The following is an 18,659-nucleotide window of genomic DNA, read 5'->3' on the forward strand; positions in this document are numbered from 1 at the left end:
CTGGCCGGCGCCGCAGGAAGGGCGGCGAGCGGCGTGGAGAGCGCCGAGGGGTCGCCGCCTCCGCCGGGACCACCGCGCCCGGGTGCTCCGAGCGTCCTCCCCCGATCGGCGGGTCGCCGTGCGGGTGGGCGGAACACGGTCCCTGGGATACTCGCTCCCATGCCCCCTCCGCAGGAAGATTCCTCCCTGGCCGCGTACGAGCTGCTGCGCCGGGACCGCCCCGAGCTGTTTCACAACGACGGGGAGGGCGGTATCGACGTCATCGACCCTGCGGAAGCCGCGGAGGACGCGGGGAGGATCGGGATCGTCTACAGCGACGAGTACATCCGTCTCCTCCGTGATCCGGTGCGGTTCCCCGACGGCCGGGTGGGTACGTATCTGCGGATCATCAGTGCCTCCGAGGGACCTGCCGGAGCGGTTCTGCCCCTCGTCGACGGACGCGTCGTCCTGCTGGAGAATTACCGGCACGCCACCCGCTCGTGGCATCTGGAGATCCCCCGGGGGTTCGGCACGGAGGGCCTGACGGCCGAGGAGAACGCACTCAAGGAGCTCAGGGAGGAAGTCGGCGTACGGGCGGTGTCGTCCATCACCCCCCTCGGAACAGTTCATCCGGACACCGGGCTTCACGGCCAGTCCGTACACCTCTTCCTGGCAGTGCTGGACGCGCTCGGCGCCGTGGAGACGGGCGCAGGAATCCGCGGCACCGTGCTGCTCACCCCACAGGAGGTCGACGACAGGGTTCTGAGCGGCACCATCACCGACGGCTTCACCCTGGCAGCCTTCACCCAGGCCCGCCTGCGGCGGTTGCTCTGACTGCGTGACGGGCCCGAGCGCGGCCGGTGCCGTACGGGCGTCGGGATTCCTTGGGCGGGCTCGTCCCCGGTCCGGCGGCGTCCTTGCGCGTTCCGCGGCAGCCGCCCGTGGTGGGGACGGGGCCGGACGTCCGCCGCCCTTCCCTGGTCACCGGCGCGCGGACCCGCCGTGCCACCCCCCTGCCGCGCCACCCCCTGGGAGACGGACCGGGGAACCACGCCGTGAGGCGGTCCTATCTCCCGTTCTCGTCCTCCGGTGCGTTGAGGGTGGCCTGCTGCGCGGCCTGGCCGTCCGCCTCGCGGAGGGCGAATCCCGCCTCCTGCATCCGCCTGGCCAGATCGTCCCACTCGTCCCTGGTGTTCTGGAACTCGACCTGCATCAGGTCGAAGCTCGTCTCCAGTTGCCGTCCGGCACGGCGCTGGTCCCGGCCGACCACGGAGAAGCGGACGACGGCCTTGGACGCCTGTGTCGCGATGGACTCGGCCACGTTGCCCGCCACCTCGATGTGGGGCTCGTTGTCGAACACCATGGACATGACCGAGCCAAGAGTGTGAACACTCAGCCTGATGATGGGCTGCCACCGGTCCGCCGCACCCTCACGGCGTCTTCCGACGATGCCGGTGAGCCGCTCGGCCAGTGCCACGTACCGGTCGTAGACCTCCTGGCCGCGGGCCGTGAACTCCTCGGGTGCCGTCGGCATGCGCTCGGGTTCGCTGAGGAGACGCAGCAGGCTGTCCTTGTAGCGAAGCCATTCCTCGGTTCCTCTGGCCTGACGCACGTGGTTCAGCTCCAGCCCGGTGAGCCCGACGTCGAGCGGTCTCTGCGCGAGGGCGAACGCCTGCTGCCTGAGCATGTGGACGAGTTCATCCGCGGGCACGGCTCTGCCGCTGCTCATGGCGCGGTCCACCTCTTGCAGGGCCGTGCGGTCCAGCGAGCCGGTGGGCGTCATCGGGAAGCGGCCCACTGCGTCCGGCAGGGCGATGTTGTACTTCAGATCGGCGAGCTGTTTCAGTTCGGCCGCGAACGGCTTGGTCCGGTCGTATCTGCCGTCCGCGGGATCGGTGCCGTCGGCGACGACGAATTTTCGGTAGAACTGCTCCCTGGTGACGGACTCCTCGCCCGCCGCCCAGTTGTTGACCTCGATCAGCCGGGCCTTCAGCAGTCTTGCTTCCTCCGGGGCGAGCCCGAAATCGCGCTCCAGGCTCGCCACCTCGAAGTCCGGCAGTACGAGCAGTTGGCGGCGGAACGGGCGCTGGAGCTTGGTGCGGGTGGCGTCCTCGTTCTGCGCTTTGTCCCAGGAGAGCCGCAGACAGCTCCCCGCGGTATCGCCGACCACCTCCCGCCAGGCACTGGCCCCCTCCGGTTGCACGGTGAAGTCGTACTCGTCCACCAGGCTGTCCTCCTGGTAGAGGTAGGGGACGATCACCGAGTCGCCGAGCAGTGCCTTGAAGGCCGTACGTGAGGGACCGTCCTCCTGGAAGTCCCGGTAGACGACCGGGTTGTTGAGGAAGAACGCGCGGTTGACGATGACCTGCTGTGCGTTCAGGAGCGCCCGCAGGTACTCGTGGCGCACCGCGCGCAGTCGCTCCCCGATCACCCGGGAGTCCCGGAGCGACGTGCCATGCGCGAGCATGGTGGTGAGCAACTCCCGGGGGATCCACTGGTTGTCGAGACACTGGGCCACGACCGCGACCGATTCGAGATCACCGCTGATGATTTTGTTGAAACTCGTGCCCGACACGTGCGGCATCTCGTTCTCCCGGTTGCCAGAAGCCGTCAGAGGGGTGGTCCTGACGATCTCTCACCGAGGCATGGAAAGGAATGACGTGTCGGTGATTTGGCTTCTCCAGTCGGATAATCGCCGTGGCCTGCTCAATAATGATTGAAAGTGACAGATATTTGGTGAGTCGGGTCTTCTCGGTGAAATGATCTACGCGAAGCCGGATGAGGTTCTGGTACCCGAGTGGGTCGGGCGGTCCTGCCCCGGGGGCGGGCAGACGTAAAGCCCCTGGTAGGAACGGGTCTGCCAAGATCGCGTCCGCAGCCGGCGGCTTCACGTTGGTCACCTATCGAGCCCTGCTCGACGTCCCGCGCCACGTCGTGGAGTATCTCGCCCGCCTCCTGACCGCCCACCGCCGCCGGATCGGCACTCCGCGCGGCCCGCGGGCGCTGGGCCCGTTCCGCCAGGCCGTGCTGGTGCTGCGCTGGTTCCGCCACCGCACCTGCGTCCACTGCCTGGCCCACGACGCGGACATCTCCCAGGCCACCGGCTACTGGGGGCACCGCCCGGCCGAAGGCTGGGTGATCACCCGGGTGCCGTCTTCCCCGGCTCCGCCCTGCGCGGGGGTACGGCTGTGCCGAGTGGTGCGTCCATGAGTACGCCCCCGGGGCCGTCCGGCACCGGGGGCGTGAAGCAGTCACCGCGTACCGCTAGTCCTCACCGCCCACCGGCTCCGGCGGCGCCGGACGCGCGGACGACGCTGCCGACGGCGCCGCCGGGAGGGCGGCGAGCCGCGGCAGCAACTGGGCGGTCAGCAGCGTGGACAGCGCCGAGGTGTCGCCGCCCTCCGCCCCGTCGGTGCGGACCACCACCGGCCGCGGAGCGCTGCCCGCCAGGGCCGCGCCGACCTCCAGCCGGCGGCGGGCCAGCTCGTACTGGAGGACCGCCCGGTTGTCGCGGTACGCCTGCGCCAGCCGGCGCTGGGCGCGGGCCTCGTTCTCCGCGGCGATCAGCCCGCTGCGCCCGCGGGTCTCGATCTCGAACCGCACCCGCTGCGCGTTGGTCTCCTGCTCCTCCAGGAGTTGGGCGACCTCCTCGCGGGCCTTGTTCAGCGCGGCCTTCACCTCGACGATGCGCGCGTCGCGCACCTTCTTCGCCCGCTCGATGTCCATCTGGAGGCTGTCGATGCGGCGCTTGCGGGTCAGGCCCCATTCCTGGTCGTACGCGGCGCGCTCCTTGGCGACCCGCTCCCGGGTGGCCAGGTGCTGCTGGTACTGGGTGGGCAGCTGCACCTCCGGGATGTTGGAGCCGGTGATGCGCACCCCGTAGCGGGAGAGCTGGCGGTTGAGCAGCTCCTGCATGTCGGCCACGTCCGAGCCGCGCAGGTCGTAGGCCCGCTCGGTGCGCACCCTGCGGGCCCGCTGCCGGATGGCGTCCTGCACCGCGCTGGACAGCACCAGGTCGAAGTTGCCCGCGCCGATGGTGCGCACGAACAGCACCGCGTCGATGATGCGGAACTTCAGGAAGAACTCGATCGACCGCAGCGGCACGTTCTCCTGCGTCGGGCAGGCCATCACCGGGGCCGAGTAGGGGATCTCGGTGGCGGTGTCCACCACGAAGTCCACCCGCGACCACGGGTGCCACAGGTAGTGGCGGCCCGGGTCCAGGGTGCGGACGACGGCGCCGTAGCGGGTCAGGACCCCGTTGGTGCCCTGCTCGATCTCCACGATCGAGGAACGCCACCACCACAGCCCGCCGGCCAGCAGGGACACCACGCCGAGGGCGTACGAGAGCCCGGCCAGGGCGTCGCTCACGTCACCGGAGAGCCCGTCGGAGTCCCCTGCGCCCCCCGCGGTCAGCATCACCCCGGTCAGCAGCGCGAACACCCCGAACCACAGCGGCAGCAGCCACCACAGCCGGCGCCGGTGACGGGGGATGATGACCGGGACCAGGGTGCCCGCCTCGCCGCCGCGCAGCAGCCGGGCGACCTCGCTCCAGGGGGCCACCGCCTCGGAGATGACCGACCTGCGGCTCATGGGTACGGTGCTCACTCCGCGGCCTCCTCGGACGTTCCGGTGGTTCCGGTGGTCTCAGTGGTTCCGGTGGTCTCACTGCTTCCGGCCGCGTCGGCCGCCTCGGACGCCACGGGCACCCCGGACGTCTCCGGTGCCCGGGGCGCTCCGGTCGTCGCCTCCGACGGCACGGTCGGCCGCTCCTCCGCCTCCGCCAGCAGGACCTGGATCTCCTCCTGGCGTCCGGCGATACGGTCGGAGACCTCTCCCAGCCGGCCGCGCACGGCCGCCATGTCTGCCTCCGTGAACAGCTCCGCGCCCCGCTCGCCGACCATCTCCCGGGCCAGCCGGAGGAAGTCGACCCCCGCCGCGCCGCCGGGCTCCCCGCCGCCGACCCGCACCAGCTGCGGCAGATGGTCGGCCACCTGCTCCAGGGTGTCCAGGACCTGCTGCTGGTAGCGGTACTCCAGGATCTCCGGGGCCTCGGCGGCGGTCACCGCGCGGATGTCCAGGGACTGCGCCTCCAGCAGCGCCGCGTTGGCCTTCGCCTCCGACTCGGCCTGCACGTAGCGCTGCCGGGCCAGCGCACGGGCCCGGTTGGTCTCCCGCTCCACGGCGGTGTCCATCTGCGCCTGGTACTGGGCGATCTCCGCCTGGATCCCGGAGAGCGTCTCCCGCAGGGAGGCCAGCTCCCTGGTGAGGTCGCCCTCGTCCTGCTCCTTGCGGAGCTGGAGGGCGTACTCGTGGGTGTACGCCTCCTTGGCGACCCGCACCATCTCCGGTGCCGCCAGGTCCATGCGGTAGTTGCGGTCGGCGGGCTCGGCGTGCGTGATGTTGGCGTTGGTCAGCTCCACCGCCGGCTGGAACTGCTGGTTGAGCTGCTCCAGGAGCCGTCCGGTGTCCTCACCGACCATGTCGTAGATCCCGGCGGCCTCCTGCTCGTAGATCAGGCTGCGGATGGTCTCGCTGACCGCGTTGCTCAGCTTTTCCTCGAAGCCGCGGACCGCGCCGAGGGTGTAGACGAACTCCACCGGATCGCTGATCCGGAACTGGATGAACAGGTCGATGGAGGCCTTCACCCCGCTGCGGGTGGGCGCCTCGCGCACCGGCGCGTTGAACGGGTACTCGCGGGTGGTGTTCAGGATGTACGACACCCGCTTCCACGGGTTCAGCAGGATGACCCGGCCGGGGCCGACCACCTGCTCCAGCTTCCCGAACCGGGTGATCAGCGCCTGGCAGCCCTCCGGCACCATCACCATGCCCTGCCGCCACCAGACGAAGCCCACCGCCAGCAGCGCCAGCAGCCAGTAGTGGACGCCGAAGAAGGGGTTGGTCAGGACACCGCCCCCGGCGGCGACGGCGATCGAGGTGCCCACCGCGCCCACCACGAGCAGCAGCAGCACCGGAAGCATGCTCAGCAGGGAGCGCCCGCGCGGCAGCACCATCGGACAGATGGCGTGCACCGGCTCCCCTCCCTCGCGCCGCTGCTCGCTGCGGTTGAGCGTCTCGCCGGCCTCCGCCAGCGGGACGCTCTCCTGCGTCATGACGGTGGCGATGGAGCCGCCCTGCTCCCGGGCCGCCGGGAAGTCGGCCGGATCCATGCCGTCCTGCTGCGGCTCCGCCCGCTCCCCCCGCTCCCCCCGCGGGCGGCCCCCGCCTCCGGCGGACTCCTGCCCGCCTCCGCCGCGCACCCGGCGGCGCACTTCCTCCTCGGCGACGTCGCGCGGGGAGGCGCCCCCGGCGACCGTCTGCGCGATTCTCCTGATGTTCTCTGTTCGTGCCACGTCTGCCCTTCGCCGTCGTCGGTCGCGGTCGTGCCGTGTCGGACGTGTCAGGCCCATCACAACACGAGGGGCGGGCGAAGGCACGGCGGGGGCGGCGAGTTGACGCAGAAGGGCCGGGGGAACGGGGGAAGCGGGGAGCCCGCGGCCGGGACCGGTCCGCCGCGCGGCTTCCTCCCCTCCCGCCCTCTCCTCCCGCTTCCCCCCTCCGCCGTGGCCGGCGGACGCCCGAACCGGTCAGCCGGGCCGGCCGTCCGCCGGCCGCGGCGGGGGGAGGAAGCCGTCGCGCACGAACGAGCGCACCCAGCGGGCGAACAGCGCGTCGTCGACCACGGCACAGGTCACCCCGCTCGGCCGCAGTGCGCGACGGGTGGCCGAGGAGTCGAAGACGGGGGAGTCGGCGCGGATCTCACCGGACGGTGCGGAGCCCGTCGGCGGCAGGAGACCGAGCAGCGGGAAGGCCGCGTTGCCCGGGTCCTGTTCCACCCGCCGGTGCCACACCTCCAGCGGGACGTCGTCCAGGCGGTAGCCGAGCGCGCGGAGCCTGGCCGCGATGTCGGTGAAGGGCAGGAGGCGTTCGCTGGAGAGGTGGTAAGTGCGGCCCGCGGTCGAGGGATCGGCGGACAGGACGCCGATGGCGGCGCTCACGTAGTCGACGGGGACCAGGTCGAAGTCGGCGGAGTAGTCGCAGGGGGACAGCCCGGCCTGGACACAGCCCTTCACCAGCAGCCAGAGGAAGTCCGAGGTCTGGCAGACACCACTGGCGGTCTCCCCGCTGATCCGGGTGGGGCGGAACACGGTCACGGGTATGCCGCGCTCCCTGGCCTGGGCCACCAGCGCCTCGGCCGCACACTTGGTCCGGGCGTACCCGTTGCGCAGCAGTGCCCCGCTGCCGGGTGGGCGCGTGGGCGGGACGCGGTCGCCCGGCGGCCCGTCGGGGGGGAAGACACCGACGGTGGAGACGTGGTGCACCGGCACGGTGCGGTGGGCGGCGGCCAGCCGCAGTATCTCGGCGGTGCCGTCGACGTTGACGGCCTTGAGCTGCTCATAGGTGTGGGTGAGGTTCACGGCGGCACCGCTGTGGTACACCGCGTCGACGGAGCGCGCCAGCCGGTCGAAGGTCCGCCGGTCGAGGCCGAGGCGGGGCAGGCCCAGATCGCCGGCCAGCGGCCGGATGCGGGACTCGTAGTGCCCGCGCCACAGCCGGTAGCGCTCCAGGGTGCGGCGCAGCCGCTTGCGGGCGGCCGCGGTGTCGTCCGCGCGGACCAGGCAGTGCACCGTGGCACCGGTGCGTTCGAGCAGGTCGCGCAGGAGGAACGCGCCGAGGAACCCGGTGGCTCCGGTCAGGAGGAGGTGGCGGGGGCGGGCCGTCGCCGGGACCACCTCGGACGCGGCGGTGATCCCGGGGTCGAGGACGGCGCGCGCGGCGAGCCCCGTCTCCCGCGGGGCGGCACCGGCCCTGCGGACCAGGGCGGCGAGGGCGGAGACGGTGGGGGCCGCGAAGACGTCGGCGGGGCGGAGGTCCAGACCCAGTTCGCCGCGGAGCCGCACGGCGAGGCGTACGGCGAGGAGCGAGTTGCCGCCGCTGGAGAAGAAGTCGTCGTCCGGGCCGAGGCGGTCGGTGCGCAGGACGTCGGTCCAGACGGCGGCCAGGTCGTGTTCGAGGCCGTCGGAGAGGACGCGTTCCCCGGACGTCGCGGGGCGCGGGGCCCGGACGGCGGACGAGTGCAGCCGGAGGACGGCCGCCCGGTCGGTCTTGCCGCTGGCGGTGCGGGGCAGGGCGGGGACCCGGACCGGGCGGGAAGGGACGAGGTAGTGCGGCAGCCGGTCCCGCAGCGTCCGGTGCACCCGGTCCGGGTCCGCCGTCCCGGTGAAGCAGGCCGCCAGCCGCCTCTCCTCGGGGCCGGTGCCGTCCACCACGACGACCGCCTCCGTCACACCGGGAACCGCCTTGAGCGCGGCCTCCGCCTCTCCCGGCTCGACGCGGTAACCGCGGATCTTGACCTGGTCGTCGCTGCGGCCCAGGAACTGGACCGTGCCGTCGGCCAGGAACCTTCCCAGGTCACCGGTGCGGTAGAGAAGCCCCGAGGGGGAGGGGCCGGGGGAGGGGGCGGAGAGGTCGGGGGGGTCGGGGACGAAGCGCCGGGTGTGCGCGGCCTCGTCCGAGAGGTAGCCAAGGGCCACCCCGTCGCCCGCGACGCAGATCTCGCCCACGGCTCCGACCGGGCGCGGCCGGAGCCGCCCGTCGAGGATGTGGACTCTGCTGCCGGGGACCGGCCGCCCGATCGGCGGCCGGTCCGGCCAGGCCGCGGGGGCACCGGTGAGCCGGTGGGCGGTGACGACGTGGGTCTCGGACGGCCCGTACTGGTTCTCCAGCCGCGCCCGGGGGCAGCCGGCGAAGAACTCCCTGATCGCCGGGGTCACGTACAGCTCCTCCCCCGAGGTGATCACCTCACGGAGGCTGTCGGCGCGGCGGCCGACCGCGACGGCGTAGGAGGCGAGCTGCTGGAGCGCGACGTAGGGCAGGAAGAGACGCTCGGCCGAGTGCCGCTCGACGAGATCGAGGACGCGGTGCGGGTCGCCCCGGACGGCGTCCGGCACGAGGACGAGGGTGCCCCCGGAGGCCCAGGTGCTGAAGATCTCCTGGAACGCCACGTCGAAGCCGAGCGGCGCGAACTGCAGGGTGCGCGTGCCGTCCACCGCGCCGGAGGACCGGCACTGCCAGGCCACGAGCGCGGCGAGCGAGCGGTGGGGCATCGCCACCCCCTTCGGCCGCCCGGTGGAACCGGAGGTGTACACGACGTAGGCGAGGTCGTCGGGCGTGACGGACGGCAGTGCCGCGGACGGGGCGGTGGGAGCGTCGGCGGGGGAGGGGGCGTCCGCCAGGAGAAGCGTGGGCACGCCGGGCGGGACCGGGACCGGGCCGGTGGCCGCCTCGCCTCCGGTGAGCAGGGCGGCCGCCCCGCTGTCGCGGATCATGAGGGCGGCGCGCTCCGCCGGCAGGGCGGGGTCGATCGGCACGCAGGCACCGCCGGCGCGCAGCACCGCCAGTACGGCGACCAGGGCGTCGGCCGAGCGTTCCAGGCGGATGCCGACGCGCTTCCCGGCGAGGCCGCGGGCCACCAGCCACCGCGCGAGGGAGTCCGCGGCCGCCTGAAGCGCCGCGTACGTCAGCCGCCGCCCGCCGTCGACGACGGCCAGGCCGTCCGGCAGCAGCCGGGCGGTCCGTGCGACGGCCTCGTGGGCGAGCGGCCGGTCGCCGGCCGGCTCGGGGCCGTGGGCGAACCGGTCGGTGACCAGCCGCCGTTCCGCCCCGGACATGACCGCCAGGTCGTCCACCGCCCGGTCGGGGTGGCGCACGGCGTCGGCGAGCAGGGCGAGGAAGCGTTCCGCGAGCCGGTCCGCGGTGCCGCGGTCGAGGATTCCGGCCGCGTACTCCAGCCTGCCCAGGTAGCCCCCGTCCCGGGGGACGAGGTGGAGGAAGACGTCGAACTTGGCCGTGCCGTTGTGGCCGTACAGCCGCTCGGTGGTGACGCCGGGCAGGCGCAGCCCGGGGGCGCGGGCGTCGTCCACGGTGAACACGATCTGGAACAGCGGGTTCCTGGACCGGGTCCGCTCACCGGCCAGCTCCCGCACCAGCCGGCCGTACGGCGCGCCGCGGTGCGCCACGGCACCGCGTACGACGGCGCTCGTGGCGGCGACGAGCTCCCGGAACGGCCGGCCGGGCCGGACGCGCTGGCGCAGCGGCATGATGTCGGTGAGGCAGGCGATCAGCGGTTCGAGCTCCCAGCGGTCCCGTCGGCTGACCGGGGTGCCCAGCACGATGTCCTCCTGGCCCCCGAGCCTGCCGACCAGGGCGGACAGGGCCGCGGTGAGCAGCACGAAGGGCGTGGTGCGAAGGTCGCGGCAGGCCCGGCGGACGGCGTCCCCCAGCTCCGGTCCGACGGTGAACTCGACCAGGCCGCCCTCCTCGCCCGGCACCGGTGGGCGCGGGCGGTCCAGGGGGAAGGCGGACTCGGCGGGCGCGCCGTCCAGCGTCCGCCGCCAGTACTCCATGGCCGCGTCGGCCGCGGCCGTCTCCCGGCGGCGGGCCGCCGCGTACTCGCCGAACGACAGGGGCAGCTCCGGGAGATCCGGGGCACGGTCCTCGACGGCGGCCCGGTACAGCTCGCTGAACTCCTCGTCCAGCAGCCGCAGGCTCCATCCGTCGATGACGGCGTGGTGCAGGGCGACGGCCAGGACGGCGTCGCGCTCACCGATACGCAGCAGGGTCGCCCTGAGCAAGGGGGGCCGGTCCGCCGGCAGCGGGACGGAGACCGCCGCGCGGACGGCTTCCGGCACGTCCTCGGCAGTGACCGGACGGATGTCGAGCGGCACCCGGGCGGGAGGGGACACCACCTGCACGCTGTCGCCATCCTCCAGGACCAGAGCGGTGCGCAGCGGCTCGTGGCGCGCGACGACCGCGGTCAGCGCGGTCTCGACGGCCGCGGTGTCGACGGCGCCGCGCAGCCGGTGGATCCAGGACTCCACATAGCGGCGGGCCCCGGCCTGGAACTGGTCGTTGAGCCAGATGGACTCCTGCTCCCAGGACATGGGGTACCTGGGCGTGGGGTGGGGAGCTGCGGGGTGGGGGGTCACGCGTCACCTTCCGTCGTGTCGTGTGATCGCAGTGAGCCGGCCAGCGCGGCCCGGTCCAGCTTTCCGCCGGCGGTGAGCGGCAGACCGTCCCTGCGGTGCACGAGATCCGGTACGAGATGGCGCGGGAGCCCGGCGGCCAGCGCCCGGCGCACGGTCCGCGGCTGCGGGAGGTCCGGCGCCCCGGCGGTACCGTCGCAGGTGTAGAAGAGCGCCGTCCGCTCGTACGCGCCGCTCTGCCCGCGGACCGGGACGACCGCGCAGTCACCCACTCCCGGCAGGGCCCGGGTGAAGGCCTCGACCTCCTCCGGCGCCACCCGGTGCCCCCTGATCTTGACCTGCCGGTCGGAGCGCCCGGTGAAGTGCAGCAGACCGTCGGGGTCCTGGAATCCGAGGTCTCCCGTGCGGTGGACGCGGGTGCGGCGGCCGTCGAGGACCAGGGTCGGGAAACGGCGTGCCGTGAGCGCGGGATCACCGAGGTAGCCGAGGGCGACGCCGTCCCCGGAGACGCAGATCTCCCCGACCCGGCCGGGTTCGGCGGGCCGTCCGTCCGCCAGTACGTGGACCTGCCGACCCGGTACCGGATGGCCCAGCGGGATGCCGGACGGCAGATCGCAGTCCGGCCGCTCTATCCGCCGGGCGGTGGCGAACACACAGGTCTCGACGGGACCGTAGCCGTTCGTCAGCGCGGTCCCGGGGTGCCGGTCGAGGAACGCGCGGACCCTGGGCACCGAGAGCCGCTCGCCGCCGGTGAGGACGTGGCGCAGCCCCCGGAAGCAGCCGGGGTCCTCGTCCGTGAAGAGGTTGAACAGCGAGGCGGTGAGCCACACCGTGTCGACGCCGTCCCGGTCGGCGAGTGCGCGCAGGGTCCCGGGCAGCAGGTAGTCCCCGTCCAGGAGGACGCAGGTGCCGCCGTTGGTCAGGGGCCCCCAGGTCTCCATGGTGAAGGCGTCCCAGCTCACGGGTGCGGCCTGGGGCATCACCGGGGCGGACGGGAACGGCTCGAAGCCGCCGCCGAAGAGGCTGGTGGTCGCCCCGTGGCCGGAGACCACGGCCTTCGGGTCGCCCGTGGTGCCGGAGGTGAAGAAGACCGTCGCGGGGGCGGCCGGACCGGTGGGGCCGCCGGGTTCGGCCGGCGGGTCCGGGCGCGTGGCGGACAGCTCCGCCGCGCGGCGGACGTCGTGCGACGGAGGAGTCCACACCGGGCCGCTCCAGCCGGCGGGCGCGCCGGGGGCGACGGTCACCCGGGGGCGCAGCATCCCGAGCAGCCGGTGGATCCGGCCGGCGGGCCACCCCGGGTCCAGGGCCGCGTACGCCGCCCCGGTCTTGAGCACGGCGAGCAGCACCGTCACCAGCTTCGCCGACCGGGGCAGCAGCACCGGCACGAAGCCGCCCGGTCCGGCGCCCCGCTCCCGGAGCGCGGCGGCCCAGGCCTCGGACGCCGCGTCCAGTTCCGCGTAGCTGATCCGGGCCGGGCCCCGGACCAGGGCGACGGCGTCCGGGGTGGTCCGGGAGTGGTGCCCGACCGCCGTGTGGATGGGAGGGGGAACGGCCGGGGGGCGCGGCAGGCGGGTGTCGGCACGGACGTTCAACGGGCCTCCCGGGCCGCGGACACCACCGCGGCGAACCCGGCGAGGTCTTCGCTGTCGAGCAGCGCCTCGGGGCCGATGTCAAGGGCGAACTCCCGGCTGACGCGCAGGCATATCCGTATCGCGTCGAGGGAGGTGCCGCCGATGTCGTAGAAACTGTCGGTCGGCCGGTGGGGGCCGGAACCGGTCACTTCGCCCACGATGGAGAGGACGACCTCTGCCGTGGGTCTGGTGCTCTCGTCCGTCGTCAACGGGTCCGGCATTCGGTGCGCCCCTTCTGTGTCCTTCGGCGTGGGGGAACGGGAGATGGTCATTGCGTCGGCCCGGCGGCAACGGGGGAGCCCTCCGGGTTCATGCCAGGCCAACCTGCCTGCCTCCGCTCGGTGCTGACCGGGCCGAATGTCGCGACAACGTTTCCCTCGCACCTTAGCCGCCGCTCGTCGCCGGCCTCGCGGGGCGAGGCTGTCCCCACCGGGCCGGTGCCGGTCCACGCCCCGCGAAAGGCGCCGGGAAGATCCCACCGCACCGGCGCACAGGTCGCGGGCGGCCCGCCGGTCGCGCTTCTCCGGTGCACGGAGGGGCAGTGGAAGGTGCCCGGGATCAGGCGCGGCGTGCGGCCCACACGGTGCGTCCGGCACGCACCGTCAGGTCGTCGCGCCGCAGGACGCCGTGCGGGAGGGCGCCGCCGACGCCGCCCTGGCGGCGGGCGGCACCGGCCCGCACGCGCAGGGTCTGGTCCACGTCGCCAAGCAAGCAGGCAGGCCGGTCGCGGTCGTGCCGGACGTGTCAGGCCATCACGGCACGAGGGACGGGCGGGGGCACGGCGGGGGCGGTGAGCCGGGGAATCGGGGAACCGGGATACGGCCGGTTCCCTCCCTTGTGGGGCCGGAGGGAACTGCCGAACACTTGGGCGCGATTCCCTCCGGCCGAGGCCGGTCCGCCCACCACAGGAGTGCGATGGGAGAGCAGAGCCCCGCTGGAACGAACCCCGCCGGGTGGGACACCGGCCAGTTCCTCATCGCCGAGTACAACAACCTGCGGGCGGAGATCATCAAACTCGTCGAGCTGCAGTTCCAGCTCGTGGCGCTCACCGTGGTTGCGCTGGGCACGGTGCTGTCTGTGGGATTCGAGACGAGGAACGCGGCCATCATCCTCATCCGTCCTGCTGGGTGCCGCCGTCGCGGCCACGGTGACCACCGCCGTCGTGTTCTGGGTCTGGCGCGAACCCGCTCCGGAGATCTCCGGTCCCCGGCCGGTCCGCCGGTGGCCCCGTCGGCGCCGGTGATCGGGCGGCGTACGCCTGACCCGGTCGACGCGCGGGGGCCGGGCGGCACGCGCGGCGGAACCGCGGGCGGGCCCCTTCCCACCGGAAGCGGCGGACGGACCCTGGACGAGCGCCCCCGGCAGGACTCGAACCTGCGGCCAAGCGCTTAGAAGGCGCCTGCTCTATCCACTGAGCTACGGGGGCCTGGTGGTCGCGGGCGGGCAGTGCCCCCGGTCCGACCTTGCCGCGACAAGGATAGAGGGCCGGGCGCTTCCTCCCCGTTGCTTCACGTCCACGACACCCTGTGGAGGTTCCGTGAAGCGGTCCGATACTCGCAGGCGCGTACGAATCATGCATCGGTTTGCGCGCATCCCGGGAGCGGGTGTTGTGCACTCGTTATGCCTCTCGGCGCGCACGTCTCGCGGGCCACAGGGGTCAAAACACCCCGTTCCTGCCCGAAAACACTTCAAAAACCGCTAGAAATTGGGCATTCTGCGCATGTGGCGATCATGGAAGCCGGGACCGAACTGCTCGACGCGCTCACCACGCTGCGTGACCGCGTCGACGCGGCGCGCTTCCCCCTGTCGCTGCCCGGTGCCGAGCGTGCCCGCCGCTCCCGCACCGAACTGCTCGCCCAGCTCGACGACTACCTGGTGCCGCGGCTGCGCAGCCCCGAGGCGCCGCTGCTGGCCGTGGTGGGCGGCTCCACCGGGGCCGGGAAGTCCACCCTGGTCAACTCGCTCGTCGGCCGCCGGGTCAGCGACGCGGGCGTCCTGCGGCCCACCACGCGCACCCCCGTGCTCGTCTGCCACCCGGGTGACCAGCACTGGTTCGCCGGGCCGCGGGTACTGCCCCGGCTGCGGCGGGTGTGGGCACCGCGGCCGGAGCTCCCGGCCGACGGGGGCGAGCCGGCCCGGGGCCCCGAGGACGATCCGGAGGAGGCCGCCGGCGCGCCGCCCGCGCTCGTCATGGAGACCACCGAGGCCGTACCCGCCGGGATCGCCCTCCTCGACTCGCCCGACATCGACTCCCTGGTGGTCCGCAACCGCGAGCTGGCCGCCGCGCTGGTCTGCGCCGCCGACGTCTGGATCCTGGTGACCACCGCGGCCCGGTACACCGACGCCGTCCCCTGGCACCTGCTGCGCGCCGCCCGGGAGTACGACGTCACCCTGGCCACCGTGCTGGACCGGGTGCCCCACCAGGTCACCGCCGAGGTCTCCCGCCAGTACGCGGCCCTGCTGGAGCGCGCCGGACTCGGCGACGTGCCCCGCTTCACCGTCCCGGAGCTGCCCGAGTCGGCCCGCGGCGGTTCCGGTCTGCTGCCCGGGACGGCCGTGGCCGGACTGCGCGAGTGGTTGCTCCACCAGGCCCGGGACCCCGCCGCCCGGGCGGTCGCCGCCGGCCGTACGGCGGCCGGGGCCGTCGGTTCGCTGCGCTCCCGGGTCCCCGAGCTGGCCGGTGCCGCGGCGGCCCAGCACGCCACCGCGCAGCGGCTGGCACGGCACATCGACACCGCCTACGAGGCGGCCGGCGCCCGGGTGCGGCGGCAGCTCGCCGACGGTGAACCGCTGGCGGGCGAGGCGCTGGCCCGCTGGCGCGGCTTCCCCGGGGACAGCGACGGCGACGAACTGCTCGACGCCCTCGCCGAGGGCCTGTCGGCCCTGCTGCGCGGCGCCGTCGGCGACGCCGACGAGCAGGCCGCCGGCGCCTGGCGGACCGAGCCCGGGGCTCCGGAGTACGGCCGCGGGGACGGACCGGTGGCGGAGCGGATCGAGGTCCTCGTACGGCGCTGGCGGCGCTGCGCGGAGGAACTGGCCGAGGAAGGGCTGTGCGCCGTCGACGGCTGCCCGCTGACCGGTGAGGAGATCGCGGCCCTGCTCGCGGTCGTCCTGCTGGGCGGCCGCCGTGCCCGGAGCGCGGGGGGCGCTCTCACCGGGGCGCTGGGCGCCACCGTCGCGGGCCGGCTGCGCGAGCGCGGCGGGAGGCTGCTGGAGAACTGTCTGGACCGGGTGCTGCGGGGCGAGCGGGACCACCGGCTGGCGCCCCTGCGGGACCTCGACGCCACCCCCGGGCAGCAGGTGTCCCTGATCGCCGCGCTGTCCGTACTGCAGAGGGAGAGGTGACCGAGGTGACCGCGGAAGTCCGCACGGATGACCGGGGCTGGGACGACGGGCTGATCGCCCGCCGCGCCCGGCCGGAGGGCGGCGCGGGCGGCGCACCGGCCGCGGGCCCGTGGCGGGGGCCGGGGGAGGACTGGTGGGAGGAGCCGTGGGAGGGCGCCGGCGGCGGGCCGCCGGCCGCCGGGCCGGTTCCGGACGGCGGCCGGGCGGACGGACCGGCGCCGTACCGCGCACCGGTCCGTACCCCCCACCACCACCGGTACGAGGAGCCGCTGCGGGTGCGGCTGCACGCGCTGCGGGAGCTGGTCGGACTCTCCCGCACCCGGCTGGACGGCGAGGTGCTCGGCGAGGCGGGCCGCATCCTGGACGAGGTCGCGGCCCGGCGCCGGCTGTCCGGGACGTACACCGTGGTGGCCGTCGCCGGGGCCACCGGAAGCGGCAAGTCGACGCTGTTCAACACCCTCGCGGGCGTCCAGCTCTCCGAGACCGGGATCCGCCGCCCCACCACCGGGGTGCCCGTCGCCTGCGTCTGGGAGGGCGGCCGGGACGGGTGGGACGGCTGGGACGGCGGGGCCGACGGCCTGCTGGAGCGGCTCGGTGTGCCGCCCCGGGCGCGGCGCCGGGTGCCGCCGCGCGACCCCGCGCTGCACGGACTCGTCCTGGTCGACCTGCCCGATCACGACTCCGCCGTCCCCGGCCACCGCGAACAGGTCGACCGGCTGCTGCGGCTGGTGGACGCGGTGGTCTGGGTGGCCGACCCGGAGAAGTACGCGGACGCCGTGCTGCACGAGCGGTATCTGCGCCCGCTGGCGGGGCACGCCGAGGTGACGTTCGTGGTGCTCAACCAGATCGACCGGCTGCCCGCCGAGGACGTCGACACCGTCATGGACGATCTGCGCCGGCTGCTGGACGAGGACGGCATGGCGCTCGGCGAGCACGGCGAGCCCGGCGCGACCGTGCTGGCGCTGTCCGCCCTGACGGGCGAGGGGGTCGGCGAACTGCGGCACTCCCTGGGCGAGCTGGTCTCGGGCCGGCGGGCGGCCGGGCTGCGGCTGGCCGCCGACGTGGACGGCGCGGTCGCCCGGCTCCGCCCGGTCTACGTGGTCGACTCCCCGCACGGCCCGGCCGGGCTGACCGAGCGGGCGCGCGAGGAGTTCGAGGACCGGCTGGCGGCGTCGGTGGGCGCCGCGGCGGCCGGGCAGACCGCCGAACGCCTGTGGTTGCGGCACGCCGAGCAGGCCTGCGGCACCCCCTGGGCCCGGTTGCTGCGGTGGTCCGACGAGCGGCGCGGGTACGGAGGGCGGGGCGGGCGGGGGGAGGTGCTCGCGGCGCGTACGGAGGAGCCGGCGGGACCGGCGGTGGCGGTGGCCCGGCCCGTCCTGGCGCAGGCGGTGCGCACTCTCGCCGAGGAGGCGTCGGCCGGGCTGCCCCGGCCGTGGGCCAGGTCGGTGCGGGAGGCGGCCTGGCGCGGGGCCAGAGGGCTCCCGGAGGCGCTGGAGGAGGCGATCGCCGGGGCCGGGGAGCCGGTGGGGGGCCCGGGGTGTGCGGCGTACGGGGCAGCGGGCGGAGTGTCGGGCGGCGTTGCCCGGCACCGGGGCGCGCGGCACCGGGGCGTGCGGGGCGGCGTGCGGGAGGCGCACGGGGAGCGCCCGTTCCCGCGGCCGCGCTGGTGGACGGTGGCGGCGGCCTGCCAGGCGCTGCTGCTGGCCGCGCAGTTGCTGGGCGGCTGGCTGCTGGTGGACCTGCTGGTCGGCGGGCCGGGCCGGGCCGGGGTGTGGCCACCGGTGTCGCTGCTGGTCGGCGGTGCGCTGGGCGGTCCGCTGCTCGCCTGGTGCTGCCGGCTGGCGGCCCGGGGACCGGCACGGGCGTACGGGCTGGAACGTGAGCGCGGACTGCGGCGGCTGGCCACCGGCTGGGGCCAGGCGTGGGTGCTGGAGCCGGTCGCCGCCGAACTGCTGAGATACCGCGAGGTGCGCGAGCAGTACGCCGTCGCGGCGGGCGGCACGGTCCGGACCTGACGGGTTCCGTCACCCTCGGGGGTGACGGAGTTGTCCACAGCCCGCCGGTACTCCACAGGGCCCGGCGGGCACCGGCTCCGACGGGCAGCATGGCGGTCACCGGCCCCGGCAGGCGGGGCGGTGGACACGGCCCCGGCAGGCGGGGCGGCGGAAACGGTGGACACGGGGGCGGTCCGGATGAACGAGACCATGGTGACGGTGATCGGCAACGCCGCGTCGGAGGTGGAGGCGAGGACGACGGCGGCGGGCCATCCGGTGGCCCGGCTGCGGCTGGCCACGACGGTGCGGCGCTACGACGAGCGGCGGGGCGGCTGGACGGACGCCCACACCAGCTTCTACACGGTGTGGGCGTTCCGGACGCTCGCGGAGAACGTGGCGGCGTCCGTCACCGTCGGCGAACCCCTGGTCGTCACCGGACGGCTGAGGGTCCAGCAGGGCGAACGGGACGGCAGACGCTGGACGTCGGCGGACATCGACGCGACGGCCGTCGGCCACGATCTGGCGCGTGGCACCTCGGTGTTCCACCGTGTCTCCCGCGTCCAGGTGACGTCTGATCAGGTGGTTGACACATGACGCTCCTTACCCACGAACCCTCTTCAACTCCACATATGACGGGTGAAGTCCGACAACACGGCATTCCCTGATAACGATTGGGACTCGGTATGTGTGACGTTTGGTATTCGTGGGGAACCGGGTGCGGTTGCTCC

The 18,659-nt window shown here is 74.1% G+C and carries 13 protein-coding genes and 1 tRNA gene; 5 read left to right on the forward strand and 9 right to left on the reverse strand.

What is annotated here, in order from left to right:
* Window positions 1-159: 159 nt before the first annotated feature.
* Window positions 160-813, forward strand: coding sequence for an NUDIX hydrolase (locus CUT44_RS28245; RefSeq protein WP_100204798.1), 654 nt, complete (start codon window positions 160-162; stop codon window positions 811-813).
* Window positions 814-1,045: 232 nt separating this feature from the next.
* Here the strand turns inward: CUT44_RS28245 and CUT44_RS28250 are convergent, their stop codons facing one another.
* Window positions 1,046-2,554: a hypothetical protein gene (locus CUT44_RS28250; protein WP_146252314.1), complete on the reverse strand. Its 1,509-nt coding sequence runs from the start codon at window positions 2,552-2,554 to the stop codon at window positions 1,046-1,048.
* Complete coding sequence (locus CUT44_RS32885) at window positions 2,517-2,879, reverse strand: hypothetical protein (protein WP_146252315.1); 363 nt, start codon at window positions 2,877-2,879, stop codon at window positions 2,517-2,519. Before CUT44_RS32885 ends, CUT44_RS28250 begins: the two co-directional genes overlap by 38 nt.
* On the opposite strand from CUT44_RS32885, the gene CUT44_RS33655 reads away from it, so the two are divergent.
* Window positions 2,872-3,189, forward strand: a complete 318-nt coding sequence (locus tag CUT44_RS33655; RefSeq protein WP_199185865.1) for a hypothetical protein — start codon at window positions 2,872-2,874, stop codon at window positions 3,187-3,189. The two genes, CUT44_RS32885 and CUT44_RS33655, sit on opposite strands and share 8 nt — an antisense overlap.
* 54 nt (window positions 3,190-3,243) lie before the next feature.
* Here CUT44_RS33655 and CUT44_RS28260 read toward each other — a convergent pair whose 3' ends face one another.
* The 7 genes from CUT44_RS28260 to CUT44_RS28285 form a co-directional block, all read right to left on the reverse strand.
* Entirely contained in the window at window positions 3,244-4,569 is a 1,326-nt protein-coding gene (locus tag CUT44_RS28260; protein WP_408646819.1) for an SPFH domain-containing protein, read from the reverse strand.
* Between the two features lie 11 nt (window positions 4,570-4,580).
* The gene (locus tag CUT44_RS28265; protein ID WP_408646820.1) at window positions 4,581-6,146 is read right to left on the reverse strand and encodes an SPFH domain-containing protein; all 1,566 of its coding nucleotides are present in this window, start codon (window positions 6,144-6,146) and stop codon (window positions 4,581-4,583) included.
* Between the two features lie 417 nt (window positions 6,147-6,563).
* The gene (locus CUT44_RS28270) at window positions 6,564-10,919 is read right to left on the reverse strand and encodes a non-ribosomal peptide synthetase (RefSeq protein WP_100204802.1); all 4,356 of its coding nucleotides are present in this window, start codon (window positions 10,917-10,919) and stop codon (window positions 6,564-6,566) included.
* Window positions 10,920-10,960: 41 nt separating this feature from the next.
* The gene (locus CUT44_RS28275; protein ID WP_100204803.1) at window positions 10,961-12,553 is read right to left on the reverse strand and encodes an amino acid adenylation domain-containing protein; all 1,593 of its coding nucleotides are present in this window, start codon (window positions 12,551-12,553) and stop codon (window positions 10,961-10,963) included.
* Window positions 12,550-12,813, reverse strand: coding sequence for an acyl carrier protein (locus CUT44_RS28280; RefSeq protein WP_158239677.1), 264 nt, complete (start codon window positions 12,811-12,813; stop codon window positions 12,550-12,552). Before CUT44_RS28280 ends, CUT44_RS28275 begins: the two co-directional genes overlap by 4 nt.
* A 337-nt stretch (window positions 12,814-13,150) precedes the next feature.
* Window positions 13,151-13,291, reverse strand: coding sequence for a hypothetical protein (locus tag CUT44_RS33255; protein WP_158239678.1), 141 nt, complete (start codon window positions 13,289-13,291; stop codon window positions 13,151-13,153).
* Window positions 13,292-13,945: 654 nt separating this feature from the next.
* A tRNA-Arg gene (locus CUT44_RS28285) sits at window positions 13,946-14,018 on the reverse strand.
* 305 nt (window positions 14,019-14,323) lie between these two features.
* On the opposite strand from CUT44_RS28285, the gene CUT44_RS28290 reads away from it, so the two are divergent.
* The 3 genes from CUT44_RS28290 (at window position 14,324) to CUT44_RS28300 (ending at window position 18,525) form a co-directional block, all read left to right on the forward strand.
* Window positions 14,324-15,937: a dynamin family protein gene (locus CUT44_RS28290; RefSeq protein ID WP_100204805.1), complete on the forward strand. Its 1,614-nt coding sequence runs from the start codon at window positions 14,324-14,326 to the stop codon at window positions 15,935-15,937.
* Window positions 15,934-17,952 carry a GTPase gene (locus CUT44_RS28295; RefSeq protein ID WP_199185866.1) on the forward strand — a complete coding sequence of 673 codons (2,019 nt, stop codon included), beginning with the start codon at window positions 15,934-15,936 and terminating at the stop codon, window positions 17,950-17,952. Before CUT44_RS28290 ends, CUT44_RS28295 begins: the two co-directional genes overlap by 4 nt.
* Before the next feature lie 177 nt (window positions 17,953-18,129).
* A complete protein-coding gene (locus CUT44_RS28300) occupies window positions 18,130-18,525 on the forward strand; it encodes a single-stranded DNA-binding protein (RefSeq protein WP_100205244.1) in 396 nt (131 codons plus the stop codon).
* The last annotated feature ends 134 nt before the right edge of the window (window positions 18,526-18,659 follow it).

Origin of the sequence: Streptomyces carminius (assembly GCF_002794255.1) — a bacterium.
Lineage (GTDB): Bacteria > Actinomycetota > Actinomycetes > Streptomycetales > Streptomycetaceae > Streptomyces > Streptomyces carminius.